18 protein-coding genes are annotated in these 17,739 nt (G+C 45.8%); 10 read left to right on the forward strand and 8 right to left on the reverse strand.

Annotated features, from left to right (window positions below; all coding sequences use genetic code 11):
• Positions 1 to 15 precede the first annotated feature (15 nt).
• Positions 16 to 693: a hormogonium polysaccharide biosynthesis acetyltransferase HpsU gene (gene hpsU / locus QUA04_RS17140; RefSeq protein ID WP_333258538.1), complete on the reverse strand. Its 678-nt coding sequence runs from the start codon at positions 691 to 693 to the stop codon at positions 16 to 18.
• Between the two features lie 55 nt (positions 694 to 748).
• Here hpsU and QUA04_RS17145 point away from each other — a divergent pair, with 55 nt between their 5' ends.
• The gene (locus QUA04_RS17145; RefSeq protein ID WP_333258540.1) at positions 749 to 1,546 is read left to right on the forward strand and encodes a cation diffusion facilitator family transporter; all 798 of its coding nucleotides are present in this window, start codon (positions 749 to 751) and stop codon (positions 1,544 to 1,546) included.
• 33 nt (positions 1,547 to 1,579) lie between these two features.
• Here the strand turns inward: QUA04_RS17145 and QUA04_RS17150 are convergent, their stop codons facing one another.
• A complete protein-coding gene (locus QUA04_RS17150) occupies positions 1,580 to 2,536 on the reverse strand; it encodes a glycosyltransferase family 2 protein (RefSeq protein ID WP_333258542.1) in 957 nt (318 codons plus the stop codon).
• 101 nt (positions 2,537 to 2,637) lie between these two features.
• Positions 2,638 to 3,609, reverse strand: coding sequence for a glycosyltransferase (locus QUA04_RS17155; RefSeq protein WP_333258543.1), 972 nt, complete (start codon positions 3,607 to 3,609; stop codon positions 2,638 to 2,640).
• 200 nt (positions 3,610 to 3,809) lie between these two features.
• On the opposite strand from QUA04_RS17155, the gene cobU reads away from it, so the two are divergent.
• The 3 genes from cobU (at position 3,810) to QUA04_RS17170 (ending at position 7,232) form a co-directional block, all read left to right on the forward strand.
• On the forward strand, positions 3,810 to 4,385 hold the full coding sequence (cobU, locus tag QUA04_RS17160; RefSeq protein ID WP_333258545.1) for a bifunctional adenosylcobinamide kinase/adenosylcobinamide-phosphate guanylyltransferase: 576 nt from the start codon (positions 3,810 to 3,812) through the stop codon (positions 4,383 to 4,385).
• Positions 4,386 to 4,662: 277 nt separating this feature from the next.
• Positions 4,663 to 5,085, forward strand: coding sequence for a hypothetical protein (locus QUA04_RS17165; protein WP_333258547.1), 423 nt, complete (start codon positions 4,663 to 4,665; stop codon positions 5,083 to 5,085).
• Positions 5,086 to 5,162: 77 nt separating this feature from the next.
• Positions 5,163 to 7,232 carry an AarF/ABC1/UbiB kinase family protein gene (locus tag QUA04_RS17170; protein ID WP_333258549.1) on the forward strand — a complete coding sequence of 690 codons (2,070 nt, stop codon included), beginning with the start codon at positions 5,163 to 5,165 and terminating at the stop codon, positions 7,230 to 7,232.
• A gap of 77 nt (positions 7,233 to 7,309) precedes the next feature.
• Here the strand turns inward: QUA04_RS17170 and QUA04_RS17175 are convergent, their stop codons facing one another.
• A complete protein-coding gene (locus QUA04_RS17175; protein WP_333258551.1) occupies positions 7,310 to 8,419 on the reverse strand; it encodes a hypothetical protein in 1,110 nt (369 codons plus the stop codon).
• Between the two features lie 96 nt (positions 8,420 to 8,515).
• Here QUA04_RS17175 and QUA04_RS17180 point away from each other — a divergent pair, with 96 nt between their 5' ends.
• From QUA04_RS17180 to QUA04_RS17195, 4 genes are all read left to right on the forward strand, one after another.
• Complete coding sequence (locus tag QUA04_RS17180; RefSeq protein ID WP_333258553.1) at positions 8,516 to 8,743, forward strand: hypothetical protein; 228 nt, start codon at positions 8,516 to 8,518, stop codon at positions 8,741 to 8,743.
• Between the two features lie 149 nt (positions 8,744 to 8,892).
• Entirely contained in the window at positions 8,893 to 9,165 is a 273-nt protein-coding gene (locus QUA04_RS17185; RefSeq protein ID WP_333258555.1) for a hypothetical protein, read from the forward strand.
• Positions 9,166 to 9,180: 15 nt separating this feature from the next.
• The gene (locus tag QUA04_RS17190) at positions 9,181 to 9,531 is read left to right on the forward strand and encodes a clan AA aspartic protease (protein ID WP_333258557.1); all 351 of its coding nucleotides are present in this window, start codon (positions 9,181 to 9,183) and stop codon (positions 9,529 to 9,531) included.
• Between the two features lie 201 nt (positions 9,532 to 9,732).
• Positions 9,733 to 10,686 carry a hypothetical protein gene (locus QUA04_RS17195; RefSeq protein WP_333258559.1) on the forward strand — a complete coding sequence of 318 codons (954 nt, stop codon included), beginning with the start codon at positions 9,733 to 9,735 and terminating at the stop codon, positions 10,684 to 10,686.
• 344 nt (positions 10,687 to 11,030) lie between these two features.
• Here QUA04_RS17195 and QUA04_RS17200 read toward each other — a convergent pair whose 3' ends face one another.
• Entirely contained in the window at positions 11,031 to 11,237 is a 207-nt protein-coding gene (locus QUA04_RS17200) for a hypothetical protein (protein ID WP_333258561.1), read from the reverse strand.
• 120 nt (positions 11,238 to 11,357) lie between these two features.
• On the opposite strand from QUA04_RS17200, the gene QUA04_RS17205 reads away from it, so the two are divergent.
• Both QUA04_RS17205 and QUA04_RS17210 read left to right on the forward strand, forming a co-directional pair.
• Positions 11,358 to 11,654, forward strand: a complete 297-nt coding sequence (locus tag QUA04_RS17205; protein ID WP_333258563.1) for a CHAT domain-containing protein — start codon at positions 11,358 to 11,360, stop codon at positions 11,652 to 11,654.
• Between the two features lie 203 nt (positions 11,655 to 11,857).
• A complete protein-coding gene (locus tag QUA04_RS17210) occupies positions 11,858 to 12,865 on the forward strand; it encodes a tellurite resistance TerB family protein (RefSeq protein WP_333258565.1) in 1,008 nt (335 codons plus the stop codon).
• Between the two features lie 340 nt (positions 12,866 to 13,205).
• Here the strand turns inward: QUA04_RS17210 and QUA04_RS17215 are convergent, their stop codons facing one another.
• From QUA04_RS17215 to QUA04_RS17225, 3 genes are all read right to left on the reverse strand, one after another.
• Positions 13,206 to 13,772 carry an RNA-binding protein gene (locus tag QUA04_RS17215; protein WP_333258567.1) on the reverse strand — a complete coding sequence of 189 codons (567 nt, stop codon included), beginning with the start codon at positions 13,770 to 13,772 and terminating at the stop codon, positions 13,206 to 13,208.
• 973 nt (positions 13,773 to 14,745) lie between these two features.
• Positions 14,746 to 14,889 (reverse strand): hypothetical protein, encoded by a 144-nt coding sequence (locus tag QUA04_RS17220; protein WP_333258569.1) that lies wholly within the window; start codon positions 14,887 to 14,889, stop codon positions 14,746 to 14,748.
• A gap of 22 nt (positions 14,890 to 14,911) precedes the next feature.
• Positions 14,912 to 17,461: a zinc metalloprotease HtpX gene (locus tag QUA04_RS17225; protein WP_333258571.1), complete on the reverse strand. Its 2,550-nt coding sequence runs from the start codon at positions 17,459 to 17,461 to the stop codon at positions 14,912 to 14,914.
• Between the last annotated feature and the right edge of the window lie 278 nt (positions 17,462 to 17,739).

A 17,739-nucleotide genomic window follows, 5' to 3' on the forward strand; every position in this document is an offset into this window, starting at 1 on the left:
CTGGTGTAATATCTCTTACGAACTTTGGTTAATTTCTCGCTGACAGCGGGGACGACAAGGTGTTCCTGTGCAAATAAAGCCTGCAGGCATATTTTTAAAGACGCTGCTGCGAGCTCCGATTAAAGCGTTAGCACCGATTTCTACACCAGGGCCAATGAAGCAGTCGGCGGCAATCCAAACGCCGTTATTAATGATCACAGGTGCTGTTATTAAGCGAAAGGCTGTGTCTTGAGAGTCATGAGTGCCGGTGCAGAGGTAGCTTTTTTGAGAAATGACGCAGTGTTTGCCGATCGCAATTCGATCGAGACTGTACAATACAACATCATCTCCGATCCAACTGTAGTCTCCGATTTCAATTTTCCAAGGATAGGTAAAACGAGCGGTGGGGCGAATGATCACACCCCGACCTATTTTCGCTCCAAATAACCGCAGCAACCCCCTTCTGATGCGATTAAAAGGGTGTGGAGTGAGAGGAAATGCGATCGCCTGGACGAACCACCAAAGCAAAATTAGCCAATTGGGCTTTCCTCGATCGAACTTTGATTGATCGTAGCGGCGCAAATCAACCAAAGATTCCCCTGTTAAAATATTTGGCTGATTGTCGCTAATTGGACGATCGTTTATTTGAGAAATTGGGGAATTTGCGATCAAATTTTCCGGATGTTGGTTCGGATTTGGTATATAATCGGTCATTGATAGTTAATTTAATGTTTAATTTAAAATCGAGTTTAACCTTAAGGACTGCTGCATGACATTTCTAGTTAGGGACAATTTTGACTCGGAAAACGCCAAGGATATCGCACAATGCGAGAATACAAATCCCAGAATTGGCAAAGTTCGACTTTTACAAACAGCATTGGTACTGCTTAGCAGCTTTTTTGTAGCAGAGTTAATCGCCGCACTTAATTCTCATAGTTTGTCCCTATTAGCAGATGCGGGTCACGTTTTTTCAGATGTAGCAGCTTTAGCAATAACTTTGACAGCCACTTGGTACTCCTCAGTCAAACGCAAAAGTAAATCCATAGATTGTACGATCGCACAATCGTCAATCCCTGAACGAGGAGAAATCATTGCTGCTTTAATTAATAGTATCAGTTTAGTAGCGATCGCCCTGTGGATTGCCGCCGAGTCGATCGGCCGTTTGCAGTCCCCAACTCCCGAAGTAGAAGGGCTCCCGATGTTAATTACCGCCATAGTCGGTTTAAGCATCAACTCGATTAATGCTTGTTGCTTGCATTCCTGCTGTCACGGCGACTTAAATCTCAAAAGCGCGTTTCTGCACGCAGTCGCCGACATATTTTCGTCGGTTGGAGTAATTTTAGCGGCGATCGCCGTCGCGTGGCTGCACTGGAATTGGGCTGACGGCTTGATTAGCTTGCTGGTTTCAGCATCAATAATTTTATTAACTCTACCATTGCTAATCGAAAGCATCCAATTGCTGCTGGGAAAAGTATCAGCAATATCCGCAAGTCAACAGCCTTGCGACTGCGAAAAAGTGAGCGCAGAAAAATTACTTTTTCCATCCCTCGAAGAACTCATCAAATAACATCTCTTCATCGGTTCTCAACCACAGATACTCTTATGGCAATTTAACTTCTGTCTCCTGACTGATAACTACTGGCGGCGACAGAGGCGGTTGAGATTCGGCCACATTCAACTGACCGCCACAACAGCGCAACTCATAAAGTTTTGCATTAATTTGATACTCATATTGACTCAATAACCTTGCATAAATATAGCCAGCTTTTCCATCCAAAAAGCCTAACTGAATGAAGTAAAATAAAATAAATCTGAGCATGGGTTTAAAAGGCAGCCACACCCAAACTTTTTTGAGAAATCGTTTCCGCTGTACGGCATCTCCAAATAAGTGAGCGCCAATAGTGCCGCTGTCGTCGCGCCCTTCAATAATATTGTAATAAACGCGAGCTTCCCAATTTGAATAGCGGTTGTGCCGTTCTATCCAGTGAAATAAATCGCGGTAATCCTCGTGGATCATGTCATTTTTTAAGTAGCCGACTTGACCAGCTAAAATGACGTGCTCGTGAACTTCGTTGTCGCCAGTATTGGGGACGGATTCAGTGCCGAGATTTTCGTAACGTCCTTTTTGATGCTTGAACAAACGCAAATTCCAGTCTGGATATCTGCCGCCGTAACGCAGCCACTGGCCTAAAAAGAAGACTTTGCGGTTGAGGTAGTAGCCGTCAAAATTGGGGTCTTCGATCGCCTGCGCGATTTCGTCCCAAAGTTCCGGCGGAATGCGCTCGTCGCAATCGACAATTAATACCCATTCGTTGCGAAAGGGCAGATTGTCCAAAGACCAATTTTTCTTTTTCGGCCAGCGGTTGTCGAAGTAGAATTGCACTACTTTTGCGCCGGTGCTGATGGCAATTTCTACCGTGCGATCGCTGCTTTGGGAATCAACCATAAAAACTTCATCCGCCCTGGCAATGCTGGCCAGACACGCAGGTAGATTAAGTTCTTCGTCTTTTGCCGGAATGAGAACTGAAACCGGAATCTTGGATGAACTAGATGTCATAATCGAGTGCTTGAACCTGAATGCGGTCGAGTTTTGGTGGATGAAGTGCGATCTGCACAGCCGCGCCGACGACTTGAACAGCGAGGGATATTGCCTATAGCCTAATGCCTGCTGGTCGATTTCGGTGCAAAAATCAGGCCGCGGATGGCTGCGCTCAAATAACCGATTTGACCCCAGGCAAAAACGAAATTTTCAAAGCGCAGCCCTGGATCTCTAATATATTTAAAAGATTTCCAGACACCCCTCAAGATTCTTTCACCCCCCCGCCCAAGCTGAGCAATACCGGCTCGATCGGACAATTGTTCGCGATAACACTCGCTGATGCCTTGCCACCACCCGCGCTCTAGAAACCAAGCTTTGTTGAGCCTTTCTGCGGCGACATTGTGCAGCACCAGGGCCTCCGGTAGATAAACTACTTGCCAACCTAACTCTAAAGCTAATTCTGTGGTCCGCAACTCTTCATTTGACAGCAACTTTTTGCCGACTCTACCGAGTTTGGCATCGAAGCCGCCAATTTGTTCGAGAAAAGCGCGCCGGATCGAGTAGTTTACACCCCTGGGAGTCAAACCGGCAGCAGTCACGTACAGACAAGTATTGCCTAAATCGTATTCTCCCAAGTTCTGGGCCAATCCCGCTGACAGCCATTCGGGCGGGCTGACTCCATCCGGCCAGAGCAAATTGACTTTGCCACCAGCTACGGCGAGTTTTTGATTGCTTTGATAGGCGCTGTGCAGCACCCTGAGCCAATTCGGCTCAGCAATAGCGTCGTCGTCGAGATAAGCTAATATTTCGCTGCGAGCTTGCTTAGCGCCGGTGTTCCGGGCTAATGACAGACCGATTTCGGGTTCCCAGACGTACTTGAGGCGCCGATCGCCCTGTCTTGCTTCTACCACCTCGCGGGTGCGCGAAGTCGAACTTTCGGGACTTGCATAATCGCTAGAAGCGTTATCCACTACTACTATTTCAAAGTTGTCGGGAAAATCCTGTACCAGCAAGCTGTCGATTGCCCCACCTAAATAGGCGGCGCGATTGTGGGTGCAAATAATCGCTGATATCTGAGGATGATCTGGCATAAATAACAGCTTGGGAAATACGGGGGTTCTCGATCGACTTACTCTGATATTGTCTCATCAATGCTATTATCGCTTAAAAAGCATTTGGTAGTTGGCTGTTTAAATCATAATGGGTAATGGGTAATGGGTAATTGGTAATGGATAATTGTGTTTAATCCTTTGTATGTGACGGCTGACTAATGATTGCTGACTAATGACTAATGAGTAACTCAGAACCCACCACATCGAGACAATTAATCTTAGTAACTGGGCCGGCCCGAAGCGGCAAAAGTGAATGGGCCGAAACTCTGGCGGCGGGTTCGGGAAAACAAATAATCTATGTGGCTACCGGTCGCGTTGATGAAACGGATTTGGAATGGGTTCGTCGCCTCGATCAGCACCGAAATCGCCGTCCAGTTGATTGGGCAACTCTAGAAGTGCCGATCGAATTATCGGCAGTTGTGCGGGCCAGCAAGCCCTCAGATTGCTTGTTGATTGATTCCCTGGGAACTTGGACGGCAAATCTTTTGGAACAAGAAGCGGCTGTTTGGGCGACTACGCAGCAAGATTTGCTAGCTAGTTTGAAGTCGGCGGCGGCTGATGTAATTTTGGTAGGGGAAGAAACCGGATGGGGCGTTGTGCCTGCTTATCCGGCGGGGCGGCTGTTTCGCGATCGCCTCGGCACTCTCGTGCGCCACATCGGGGCGATCGCCGATAATGTTTATCTCGCCACCGGAGGTTATGCCTTGGATCTAAGAGCTCTGGGTACACCGCTGCCGCCCGTAGCGAAAAATTAACAGCCGGAGTCGCGATCGATAAGAGAGAAAACATCTCGGTTTCCCGATGGACAATTTTAACTAAAACTCAGGTATAATTTTAACTAAGATGGAGAACTCAAGAGTCACATAAATTAGTCAAATAACATACTCTTTAGGGGGAACCGCCCAACAATTTGACATGAGGAATAGCCAAATTTTGAAAGTATGTAAAAGCTAAAATGTCTCTTAAGAAAGAGCGCTAATTTCAAATTAAAAGTCTAAAATAATCAATTAGTTGAAGGGTTGACTAAAACTTATGGCATCAGATAGTGAAGTAAGAAAATATATTGCTTACTGGTTTCAGTTAGGCAAAAAAGTATTAATTCGCAACGGTTCCGAAGCGCTGCTGCCCAAATTGGTAAATGCGGGCGATCGCTACAGCCAGGAATTTGAAGAGTGCTGGCAAAAAATCATTTCCCCCGAAAGCGGAGACTGTTACCTGGAAGGCACAAACGAAACAATTGCCCAACTGCTGACACCAGCTTGGGAAATCAGTCCCTGCGCGCGCTGCGCTATGCCCGTAGTGTTCAAAAAAACCGGAATGCCCCCGGAGTTCTGTCCCTGTCACGACTTACCGAACTGGCCCGATACCGAAATGCCCCAACCTCGATCGCCAGTCAGCAGCCAATCGCAACTATCAGGCCTTCGCGATCGACTCAAAAGATCCAGCGGCGACTAAGTATATAAGAAGGAAGAAGGGTCTTCTTCCTTAAATTGTTACAATATATTTACAATGCTTCACACTAGGTCTGATTTATGAATGTCAAGACAGTATCGCCAGCCTCCCCGCAAACTTATGTAAATTCAGGGACTCAGGCTGTACTCGGCAATCTCCAAGATGCAAATACAATTCCCCTGCCAGCAGTACCAGTATCACTAGAGACGGATGTCGTAACGGACGATCGGCTCAAATCAGCCAGAGACATAGCTTTCGAGTTGGCCGGAGATGCTGTTCGGTACGATCCAGTGGCGATCGCAGCGCTGTACCGAAATCGACCTCTACAAGTCTGGGGAAGGCTGTCGAGCGTTGTTTGGACATTTTTTAGCTTTGCCTTCAGTGTGTGGTTCGACGGCAAAACAGGTCGTACCGCCACCAACCAAAAGCGTCGCGCCGTCCGACTGCGAGAAATTCTGGCCCAACTCGGCCCAGCTTTCATCAAAATCGGACAAGCACTCTCAACACGGCCCGACTTAGTACCGCCAGTATATTTAGAAGAACTAACAACGCTGCAAGACCAATTGCCAGCATTTCCGAACGAAGTAGCATATCAATTCATCCAAGAAGAATTGGGCGCCCACCCCAAAGACATCTACGCAGAAATCAGCCCCGATCCGATCGCAGCAGCATCTCTCGGACAAGTCTACAAAGGGAAACTCAAAACCGGAGAAACAGTCGCAATCAAAGTCCAGCGACCGGGTTTAGCCGAAAACATCGGCTTAGATATCTACATCCTGCGGCGTCTTGCAGTTTGGGCACAAAACAACTTCAAAATAATTCGCAGTGACCTCGCCAGCATTATGGACGAGTTGGGCGAGCGCATTTACGAAGAAATGGACTATACCCACGAAGGTCAAAATGCCGAACGGTTTGCCCAACTTTACGGCCACATCAAAGACATTTATGTTCCCAGCATCTACTGGGAATATACCCGCCGCCGCGTCTTAACAATGGAGTGGATCACCGGCATCAAACTTACGAATTTAGAAGCCGTTAAAGCTCAAGGAATCGATGCTCCTTACTTAATTGAAGTGGGTGTGCAGTGTTCTCTCCGACAACTGCTAGAACACGGTTTCTTTCACGCAGATCCGCACCCCGGCAATCTTTTGGCAACTCTTGACGGTCAGTTGGCTTATCTCGATTTCGGGATGATGAGCGAAGTGAAACCTTATCAGCGATACGGCTTGTTAGAAGCTGTGGTGCATTTGGTGAACCGCGACTTTGAAGGTTTGGCAAAAGATTACGTCAAGTTGGAGTTTTTAACACCAGACACCGATTTGACGCCCATTATCCCGGCCTTAGCTAGCGTATTTAACAATGCTTTAGGTGCTAGCGTTGCCGAACTCAATTTCAAAAGCATTACTGACGAACTTTCGGCGGTGATGTACGAATATCCTTTCCGGGTTCCAGCTTACTATGCTTTGATTATTCGATCGCTCGTCACCTTAGAAGGCATTGCCATCAACGTTGACCCCGAATTCAAAGTGTTGAGCAAAGCTTATCCTTACGTTGCAAAACGGCTGTTGAGCGACCCCGCACCGGAATTGCGAGCATCCCTGCAAGATTTGCTCTTCAAACAAGGCGAATTCCGCTGGAACCGCTTAGAAAACTTGCTCAAAAATGCCCGCGAGAGCGAGGATTACGATGTCAGCAAAATCTTGAACCAAGCTTTAGAATATTTATTTTCCGAAAGAGGAGATTTCATTCGCGATCGTATTGTCCTCGAATTAGTCAAAAGTCTCGACACACTTTCGAGCAATGCTTTTGCTAACGCCAAAGCAGTCGTCGGCGAATGGTTTGGAGTCAAGGCAAATCAACCTGTGGTTTCACCGACTGAACAAAAAAACTTAGAACACATCAAGCGGATTTGGGATATTTTGCAATCAACTCCCGGTTTTGACACGATGAAAGTATTGCAGCTACTTCCGCAGTTGTTGGTGAAACCCGAAGTGCAGAATATGGGGCAGAAAGTAGTCGGCGGTTTAGCTCAAAGAGCAGTTGCTAGGGTAATTCGTGAGTTTTTGCTTTCGCAGGAACCGGATGCGATTCCCGTGAATGGAAGCTACCCTAAAACTTCGCCTCAGTTGTCTTTACCTGCTGCGAAGTAGTTAGATTAAGAGTTTGTTTGACCGCAGATTAGCAGATAAACACAGATGAACGCAGATGAAATTTCGTCTGCGTTCTTTTAATTAAGCTTGAATCCTTTAGCGGCTAATTGCTGGCGGAGACTCTGAATCATTACGCGATCGAGAGTATTTTCCCCACTATTGGTACTAGATTGGCGCTGTTGTTCAATATATGCTGTACGCTTTTGAGATAAGTCGCGGATCGTCTTTTTAATCGCTTCTCTTTCGGTTTTCTTTCCAGCTACATATGCTCTTTTTTCTGTTAGCGTCATCCCTCGCATGATTTCTGGTAAACTATCATCTGATATTGCTTCTAGTTTAACTGTTCCGTTTTCGAGAGCATCCAGCAAGTCCCAAGAAGCATTATCATAGTAGTCAGAAGCTTTGGAGGCACTACGCGAAGCAAAACTTGTGCCAGAATTACTATCTTCAACAGCCTGACGTTGTTGTCCGATTCTTCCTTCTCTACCGTAGGGAATGTAGGTTTGATTAAGTTTAGTATTCCAAGTAGAAATTTCGTCGTCGTAAGGAGACTTAATTACCACAATTTGTTGGTTTTGATTAATGTTGAAGCTACTGCCTTTTGCTAACTCTGCTCCTGATGCCCAAAGTCTTCGCTCCTGACTTTCGGCTGAACCACAGTAGATTGTATTAACGAGAGTATCTCCTTTAACCGCGAGAGTGACCGACTGATTCCAAACTATTGGGCCTTGATCGAATGGTTCATTACCCGCAATAAAAATCACGCGAAAATCTTCCTGATTTTTACTCCAGTTTAATTCTTGCATTGCTGAACGAATTACCCACCCAGCATATTCTTGACCGCCGTTGGTTTTGATACTAAATAGCTTTTCGGAAACTAAATCTAATTCAGGAGTAAATCCGGTTAATAATCTGACAAAACCTTCCGAGGAAGGTAAGCTGTCATTACCATAATGGTACAGAGCAACCTCTAAATCTGGTACTTCGCCATCTTTGGTTACTTTAGTTAAAAAATTAACAATCTGCCAAAGTTGAGTACGAGTCTGGTCAATCAGTCCATCCATGCTATTACTAGAATCTAAAAGGATGGCTATCTGAATTTTTGCTTTGGCGAAAGCTGCTGTGGGAGAACACAAAATACTTAGGGTTAAAGCTGTAGTGAATAAAATTCTAGTTAGTTTTTGCATGAAATTTCCCCTACACAATGATTTTTTCCCAATTGTAGTCAGTGGAAATAGATTTAGTCAGTGTTGTCAACTTACTTGTAACAAGATTTTACATTTGTGATTAATTCAGTACAGGACTTACGCGCTACGACGAAAGAAACCTGGTTTTTTACCTTGGGTGTGGACTACAACGTTCTAGCAATTTTGTTAATGCTGCATCAGGAGTTTTATAGTTTTCTAAGTGAACGCGGTTTAGGAAAACAACTACTTGTACGTGGTGGTACTTGGCAGGCGTTAATTGATATTCGGTCATCGGTTTTTCCTTTTTTATGGTCACAAGAGTAATAGGTTTTTCCGTTACATCTTATTATGGGTTAGAGTTGCTTTTGGGAAAATAAAACAAATTTACTGAATTAACCGCAATGTTCACCCTGCTTGTCCGTGCGCTATCATAGAACGACTCACAGAAAAGCGTAGCGAGCGGGAGTCAATATATGCAGGCAATCCTTTTAAGCCGTGAAGAAGTTGCACAACGTGCAAAGCAATTGTACGAAAGCAACATCCGCCAAAAGGTCGAGATGGAAGAGAACATCGGCAAGATGATCATCATCGACATTGAGACAGGTGATTATGAAGTCGATAAAACTGGATTGCAAGCATCCCGCAAACTCAGCAAAAAGCACCCAAACGCCCGACTCTTTGGTATTCGTATTGGATATAACGTTGCTGTCTCATTTGGTGGTGTCATGGAGCCTGTCTGCAAGTGATTTCTGTCTGGGATTGTGACAAATAGACACGGAACTTTAACGCTGACTTTCTTGCTACCGAATGGCTCAAGCATCCCTATTGAGTTCGTCATAGATACAGGCTTCACTGGGGAATTGTGTCTTCCTCTAGAAGCTGTTTCATTGATGGGCTTGACCTTTAGACACGACATTCCCGCAAATTTGGCAGATAATAGTGAAGTCTTGCTACCACTTCACGGAGCGATCGTCCTTTGGGATGGTAAAGAGCCAGAAGTCCTTGTCATTGCGACAGGAAGGCGATCATTGCTTGCAACTGCCTTGCTGGACGAGCAAGAACTTGCCATTCAGTTTACAGAAGGCGGGTTGGTGACGATCGATGAGTTGTAGCTGTCCTCAAGGTTGCAAGTACGCGCGATCACTCTTTCCTCTAGCTCGACAATTTACCATTTACAAGTTTTTACAAAATCATGTCACTTTTTTTCACCGATAGGGCGATCGGGGTGGTTTATTGGTTGAGTTAAGGTAGAGTAGAAAGCCTTCAGATTGTTCAAAGTTAAATCGCTAGTGCAAAGTGTGGTGTGGTATTGTATGAATAGAAATTCAAATCGAAAGATTAATCAAGATGAGCGATTGAGTATCAATTCGGGTCTTTCCTCTTCTTTGAGAAAAAAATACTCGATTACTATCATTATCTTAATCATATTAAGCGTACTCAGTATTTCTCTTAAGTCGGATAAAATTAACAGCAATATTTGGAGTTTTTCTGTTGAATTAAAGGTGACATCGGCAACTTTAGTTCTTGTCTTTCTTTTTTGGCTTCCTATTTTACTTCCTTGGATTCTTTCTCAAATTCCGCAAGTGCAAGGTTCTTTAAATTGGTTACGCGAACAAGGCATTGAGGAAATAGAGACTAATATACTGAGAATTAAACTAAAATACGGTGTTCAAGAAGCATCAGAAAAATACGAAGAAAAAATATCAGATATTGGGGCTATAAATCTAACATCTCAGGAAACGCAGCAGCAGCTTGAGGGACGCTATCGAGATGCCATAGCTTTAGTTGATCCTGCGAGCGATATAGATTCAACGGAAGCATTGAAGCGGATAGATCAATTGGCTGGCTATTACGATACGGTTAGAGATGAAATGCCGTATGGACATAACCGCACAAAATTAATGCACGAAATTTCCTCAACAATGTGGACGTTAATTCCTAAAGTTATAAATTTTCCTGTTTATGAAAGACTAAATAGCCAGAAGGGGGGAGAGCGTTTGTCTGCTTACAAGCACGTTGAGTGGAACACATCAATTGAGTATATAAATTTGTTAGTTTCTAGAGCAGTTGGTATTATGGAGATGCCCTACACTCAATACGCTGCTTTATTGGCACTAAGAAGAGTGGTAACAAACAATCAATTTGCTCCCAGTAAATCAGCAGAAATTATAAATATTTTGAACTGGTCAGCAAATCTTGATTATATGCAGCCAGAGCGCCGAAAATTAATGATTGAAATTGCTTCCCTACTAAAAACAAAGGCATAAAGCCTGCTAGTTCCGCCGCATAACAACTCGCTTGCACCCGACCGAATCAACGTCATCGGGTTAGGCACGAAAGGTTATTGGCAGCCGCTGAACAGCAACGTTAGAACGAGCGACGCACAATACCATGGATCGCGACAATAGCTAACCCGGATTTGGTATGACAAACCGCAAAAACTGCAAAAAACCCGGTTTCTTCAAGAAACCGGGTTTTTATCGATTCGATCGCCCTCAACCACATCTACAATTACTACAAGGTAGAAGTGCCACTTAAATCGCTACTTGTTGGTAGCTGAATGGGACTCGGATTCGCATTGAGTAAGAGGTCAGATTCATTACCAGAAGGATTAGCAGTAGGAGCGATCGCACCACTCAAACTCGCGGCTTGCAAAGAAAGACAGAATTGGCTGAGTTTGAGCTCTGGTTAAAGATGTGAACAAGCTGTTTGAGTCGTAGATGAGAATGTCATCATCAATGTCGCTAAAGCTGTTCATCGTTGGAATTGAACCGCCGTTTAGCAAGATGTCATTGGGAATAGTATTGGTAGAATTCACTGTCAAACTACCTGGATTAGTCGCTGCTGTGGAGGGTTGTAAGCTGAGATTTGCGGGCGCGGGAGCCGTGTTATTTGGCTGACTAACAGCAAAAATGGCAAAAAACCCGGTTTTTTTTGTTTGGATGCGTCCACGACTATAGGATTTAAGGGCGATCGACCTTACAGGCTTAAGGATGTCGCCACTTTAGCGCTGATGACGCAGTTTTATGGCACTTTGCGATCGCAGCCAATTAAAGCTGAAGCGCTCAGAAAAGCTCAACTGGCAATGATTCACAAACAAATTTTAGTTAAAAACGGTCAATTGCGGGGAACTGAAAGCGCGATCGACATTAATCAAGCCCCAAAAGTAGCAAATGCAGATTTCTCTCACCCGAAGTTTTGGGCGGGATTTACTATCATTGGCAGTCCTTGGTAATAGGCGATATCGGCAGGGAAACGGCACAGCGCCGTGTCGGGTGCGATATCTGTAGGGAAACAACACGGCGCCGTGTCGGGTGCGATATCTGTAAGGAAACGGCACGGCAACGTGTCCAGCGCGCATAGTATCCCTGACTACTATCTTTTTATGTCATAAATTTGCTATGAATAGCAAAACTAAACACTAGCGGGGCAAAACCTGTGGGCAAGTTTGATAAAATATTCAATTCAGAAGACCAATCCGAAGCAAGCTTGACTTTAGAAGAATCTGTAGCAGCGGTAGCACTTGTCGCAGCGGAGGCAAATTCCCCTGATACGGATGCTGATATCTTAGAAAGCATACTTTGGGAATCAGAAATATTTGCTGAATACTCGGAAGATGATATGTCAGCAATGTTTCAAAAACTCGACGGTATTGTCGCCCAAGATGGTTTAGGAGCATTATTTAATACTGCTTGGGAATCCATGCCAGATGAGTTAGTATTGGATACTTTTGCAATAACCGCAGCAATGTTTGTCGCAGATGGCGAAATATCTCAGAAGCACCAGGCTTTTCTTCAGGAATTCCAGCAAGCATTAGGTGTGGAAGACGAGGAAGCAGCAGAAATTATTGAGGATGTAACTGCTGCTTACTCGGAAGTAGAGGGCGAAGAGTCTGATTTCGATGGGGCATGGTACGTATCTCCTGAAGGCAATTTTAGCGTTCCCATTCCAGTTGACGAGGAACGAGGCGGTAAAATTGATGAGCAAGAAAGCTGTGTCGCATTTTCTGACGACTTTGGCGTTTTGCTGAAAATTGATTATTTCCCTGTTGCTGGTGAAGTGGAAGAAACTATCGAGTCGGTTGGCGAGGAAGCTTATCTCAAGTCTTTTCTCGACAATTTTGTTTCTCAGGCAATTCTTGCTAATGTTGCCAATTCTAAGTTACTCCACGCAGAATATTTAGAAGATGAAGAAGCTTATTTCGTGGTTTTAGATTTGCCTGCGGGTGCAACTATCAGCGTGCAAGAAAACGATGGCCCTCTGACTCGGTTGGATGCTTACCGGGGACTTATGGCTTTTATTGCTGACGATTTTTGTTACACCGTAAGCTGTCAGCGTATTTATCACGAGGGGGATGAATTGGGTTCCCTGGAGTCTGAAGTTGAGGGAATTATGAACAAGATTTTTGAGTTTATTGAGACAATTGAATTCGGGCCGATCGAATAAGCAGGAATTATTTAGGGGGGCTAAAAACCTGGTTTCTTTCTAGATGTCTCGCTGCTTAACCCTATATTTTCATAGAAACGGGGTTTTTTGGCCAACCATTCTCAGGATATGACATCGTGTCCGCTCGATCGACCAAAATCAAACTGGTTGGTAGTGAAGACTTGAGTTTTCATTACTTGGCCGATCGCGGTTATTTTACCGCACTGCTAGATATTAGAGGTTTTTTACCATAAAAGAGTGCGATCGAGAACAGGGTTTTTTGACCCATTCTCGATCGCACTTCCAGATACATTCAGTCAACCACAGTCGAGAGACAGCAGCAATTAGCCGCCATTTTCGACTAATTAGTAGTCTGAGCTTCCACCAATCTTTGCTTGAGTTCTTCCAGAGCACTCGCCCAGCGCGGGTCTGGCTGCACTGAGCCGGAATCAGCGCTCGACACTGTTGCTGCTGACTGATTGCGGCGAGACTTGTTGTTGTCACCCCGACGGCGATTGCTTTTGCTGGAACCGCCTCCACCTTGGGTAGGAGGAGCCGACGAGCGCTGCTGTTGCTGCGGCGCAGGTACAGGCATAGGGACAGACGCCGACGCCGACACCAACTGCGGTGACTGCGGCGACTGCTGTTGATCGTCTTCGCCCTTTTCAGATTTACCCTTAGAGCGGGGCAATGCCTTCTCTATTTTCAGCGGGTTTTCTTTGAACATCAAGCCGTTGTATTTCTCAATAACTTGGTCGGCTTGTTCGTCGGTTAGCACAGTCACAAAACCGAATCCTCTGCATTTACCAGTTTTGCGGTCTGTAATTACCTTGGTGGTAACAGATTCACCCTCCGGTGCAAAAACTTCTTGCAATTCTAGGCGATCGAGTTCCTTTGGTAGATTGCCAACATAAAGACGAATAGACATGAAAAATTCCTCCCGACTTGGATTTTAATTAATTTGCTCGAACAGAATTACCTGAAGTCAACTGAATATTGACTTCAGGCAAACACCACATAACCCGAGAATTGGCGCATTCCTCCCACCAACCTTGACAGCTCCCCCCATCTTTTAGAACAAAAAGATGATTTACTCTGATAAGGCCGGAACTTAACCGCCGATGCAGAGAGCTTTTAAATCTCAGGTTGTTGTGTAAACTTTTAGTCATCACTCAAATGTTTAGGCTATTGGCTATTCTGTATTACTTGCTTCCGGTTTTGATTCAGAATGTTTATAGCCAGCGCCGTCTAGAAATTTATGTCCAAGGATGTCAATTGTAAGCGATCGGAATGCCAGTATTCAGTTTAATACAGTGATGGATAAAATGGCTAACATTTTTTCAGCCAGTAATCTTACCTCGCTCCTAATGCTGAGAACTACTCACTTACCCGGTATCCCTTAAATCGGGCCCGGCAGAGTCCGAGCATTCTTTAAAGGTATCACAGCCTTGGTAACAGAGCTAGTTATTTAGGAAGATTTCAGTCTGAATTTAACGGAAACCACATCTGAATCACTTTTGAGAATTCATCCCGCACAGCAAAAATAGCGGTCGAAAAAAAACAGCCGACAAGCGGCTGGCTGTACTTGCTGTGTTGGGATGTTGACAATTTTTACGCAATGCCTTAAGGGATTTTAGCCAACTGAAGTTATCGCGCTGTTTGGTTCAATCCAATTCCTGTAAACAAATGTAACAGACCGCTGGCAAAAAAGCAACTTTTCTTTACGAATGAAGAGACAAGAGGGAACAAGAGTGTAGGCATTAGTGTCAACTTAAGGCTAAAACCCTTGATAAATCTCGTTTTTACCTGAGTCTAGATCCCCCTAAATCCCCCTTAAGAAGGGGGACTTTGAGGATATTTCTTGTCCCCCCCTTATTAAGGGGGCTAGGGGGGATCGAACCCTAATCGTCAAACAGCAGACAGGTACTAGGTTTGGCGTTACGTTGACACCAATGAATACTAGGCTGCGCCACCAGCAGCGAGAACATCGCCCATCCGCTGTTTAACTCAAAACCGATCGAGGATGCGCGTTGTTGGCAATTCACGCCACAATCGGACAACTATTCCTCACCTTGGGCCCTGGATAATGATGTATGCGCCCCAAATAGCAGCAGCAAAAGCCAAAACCGCAGACCAAATCGGATGTCCGCTGTCACTGGCCCTCCCTCCTTGACTGCGGAGACTTTCAAGGTCGATCGCCACAGTAGCACCCCGGCGCAGCCAACCAGTCGCCACAACAGATGTTCCGATCAAATCGCTAGGGCGAGTAGTCTCTTTGAACAAAAATGGCCACAAAGAGCCAATGTAGCCAAACCTGGAAACATAGTGCAACCTCACCAAACCCGTCGCCGTTTGCAAAATCAAATCTTGTCCCAGCCAATTACTCATACCCGATCGACCCAAAAGTTGCCCTTCCAGCCGCACCGGTTCAGCATCCAGCGGCAAACTCTCGGGATTTGACAAAATTTCCGGCAAACTCGGCGAAGCGGTTTCTCGCGGTATTATATCCGGGAAGAAATAATTGATCCGCATCAAAGTACCGATGCTAAATCCGATCGGCAAACAGCCCCAAAGAATAGATCGATCGCCCCAAAGCCAATCCAACTGCCAAATACTCGTCCTCGAAAAAATCCCCCCAATCAGCCAAAGCACCCCGACTATCGCCAAACTCATCGGAATTCCAAAAAACGGCGCACCCTGTAAAAATAGTTTTGAGTCTTTAAATTCGATTATTGACTTAAACAGAGACAATTTTCCTTTCCTGGGTTGTTCTTGCACTCCCGCGTTTGCCAAATCTAACTCTGTCTCCAGTTGCCAGAATTGAGCATAAAGAGCCAACAGCTTCAAACGCTCTCCCAGCAAGGGATGCGCGCGGTTAATCGTCAACCAATTGCGCTCGCGATTGCTGACATCCCACAGCAAAATCTGTTCTAGCGGCGCGTGTAATGCAGCAGAACCAAGGCTTACAGCTTGTCCAACACCTACGGGTAACAATAGATCGAAACTTTCGAGGAAAAAGCTAGTTTGTTTTTGCTGCTCGATATTATCAGCAATGCCGATCGCAATTTTAGACAAAGCCCGCGTCAAACCGTTAGGATTACCCGTAATTTCTGCAGCAGTGCGATCGCTAAAATACACTCTGCTGCGCGACAGCCACAACATCGGCCAGCGCAACAACTTATAAATCCCGTAACTGGTAGCAGAAATTGCAGCGGCCACAAATTTAACAGCAGAACGCAAAAACTCGATCGTCATTAAATCACACAACCGCTCTTGCCAGTGCGCCACCTGCCAATAAATCAGGTAAGGAATCTGAATCACCAGCAGCGCCAGCGACATCGGCGCAAAATCCCAGTGAGAGATATGGCCCAACTCCCGCGCGAAAATAGTAGCAATTTCATCATCCGTCAACTGTTCCAACAGCCCGCGACTCACAGCAATCCGACCAAAACGGGGCAAACAGCCGTAACTGAAAGCTACAGGAACATTCAGCGGCAAGAGTTTCAGCACCGGCACCGGCATATTTTGCTTCGTACAAAAGCTTCGCAGTACCCGGCTAGCTTCCTTGCTGTGCTTCGATAAAACCGACCCGCGCAGGGTTTCGATGCCGCAAAACAGTTTCAGCAGCGCGTCTATCAGCCAGGGAGACGAGGCCAAAAGCAATCCAAATACCATCTGAACAAACGGAGTTGGATCGCGGTAAAAAAGCTGAATCGGCGCGAAAATAGGCAGTCTAGTGAATATGTAAAGCTGAACCAACAGAGAATTAGTGTTTGTCAGCAGGAATTGCAGGATAAACCGGGCTAGGAAAAATAGGGCGATCGCACTTGCAACGGCTTGCAGCCGAAACTCCAGCAACTTCAGCGGTTTGAGCGGGCGCGGGCTTTTCGCGCGCCCTGCTTCGCGCCAAGTGAGTTGGTAAGTATCTGGGCTGGCGACTCCGGGGATATCTGTTGGGGAACCGGAACTATTTTCGCCGCTAATTTCTGTATCGGGTGCGGTTTCGGTCGAGTTTCCCGGTTCAGAAGTCTGGCCTGTGGGGGGTGGAGGTGGCGGGAAAATCGGTTGCGATTTGGCGTTTCCAGGCGCGGCAGTCGGTTCTAAAGGTAAAAATCCTGTTTTTTTATCTGCGGTCGGTCGATCGCCCCCAATCGATTTTTTGGGCGATTCAGTTCCGGCATCAAAGGCGACAAAGCCTGTTTCCGGGGGAGTTTCTGCGGATTTTGGTTTATTTTCCGGTGGTTTTGGGGGGGGAGGGGGGGTTAATTCTTTTAAAGCGCGATCGGCCCAAGTTTTGACTTGAGAGTTGGGACTTTTGGCGAGGGAAGAGCACAGGGCGATCGCCTCTTTAACATTACCGGTTGCTTTGTACGCAGCCACCAACCCCATCTGCGCGCGGATTCCCGACGGCTGATTAGCTGCGGTTTGGGTAACGGATTCTAAAAGGGCGATCGCGGTGGGGTAATCCTGCTGTTTCAAAGCTGCTAGCCCAGCCTCTAGAGACTGTTTTGCAGATGAATCCGCTGGATTTGGATTAGTGGGAGGTGCCATGACTGTGCTTTCGCTAGCGTCCTTTCTAAGATAGCTTGGGTGGTCGATCGATAGCTGTTCTAACACAGCTCTATTTCTCTGTCACCATTTGTTGCAGTTTCTTCGGCGGTTGAAACCGCTTAATAGTCAAACTTTCGGCCATTCCAAGCGGGCGATCGTTGCGATCGGGCAGGAGTTTAAACGCCTCCCTCAAAGCTAAAGTCTTCGCTATGAGGACTGAAGATTTATGCTAAATCCGGGTTAAATACTTCCTCGATCTCTTAGCCTCTTATACCAATTTTATGTGAAGTTGCATATAATAGAGAGATAGCTTGTATGGTGCGTTTATGAGTCGTAGTTTAAAA

Source organism: Microcoleus sp. S13_C5, assembly GCF_036700845.1.
Taxonomy (GTDB): domain Bacteria; phylum Cyanobacteriota; class Cyanobacteriia; order Cyanobacteriales; family Microcoleaceae; genus Microcoleus.

What these genes read in the sequence shown, in the direction of transcription:
- hpsU (WP_333258538.1), bottom strand. Translation starts at nt 693, where the DNA reads ATGACCGATTATATACCAAATCCGAACCAACATCCGGAAAATTTGATC.
- QUA04_RS17145 (WP_333258540.1), top strand. Translation starts at nt 749, where the DNA reads ATGACATTTCTAGTTAGGGACAATTTTGACTCGGAAAACGCCAAGGAT.
- QUA04_RS17150 (WP_333258542.1), bottom strand. Translation starts at nt 2,536, where the DNA reads ATGACATCTAGTTCATCCAAGATTCCGGTTTCAGTTCTCATTCCGGCA.
- QUA04_RS17155 (WP_333258543.1), bottom strand. Translation starts at nt 3,609, where the DNA reads ATGCCAGATCATCCTCAGATATCAGCGATTATTTGCACCCACAATCGC.
- cobU (WP_333258545.1), top strand. Translation starts at nt 3,810, where the DNA reads ATGAGTAACTCAGAACCCACCACATCGAGACAATTAATCTTAGTAACT.
- QUA04_RS17165 (WP_333258547.1), top strand. Translation starts at nt 4,663, where the DNA reads ATGGCATCAGATAGTGAAGTAAGAAAATATATTGCTTACTGGTTTCAG.
- QUA04_RS17170 (WP_333258549.1), top strand. Translation starts at nt 5,163, where the DNA reads ATGAATGTCAAGACAGTATCGCCAGCCTCCCCGCAAACTTATGTAAAT.
- QUA04_RS17175 (WP_333258551.1), bottom strand. Translation starts at nt 8,419, where the DNA reads ATGCAAAAACTAACTAGAATTTTATTCACTACAGCTTTAACCCTAAGT.
- QUA04_RS17185 (WP_333258555.1), top strand. Translation starts at nt 8,893, where the DNA reads ATGCAGGCAATCCTTTTAAGCCGTGAAGAAGTTGCACAACGTGCAAAG.
- QUA04_RS17195 (WP_333258559.1), top strand. Translation starts at nt 9,733, where the DNA reads ATGAATAGAAATTCAAATCGAAAGATTAATCAAGATGAGCGATTGAGT.
- QUA04_RS17215 (WP_333258567.1), bottom strand. Translation starts at nt 13,772, where the DNA reads ATGTCTATTCGTCTTTATGTTGGCAATCTACCAAAGGAACTCGATCGC.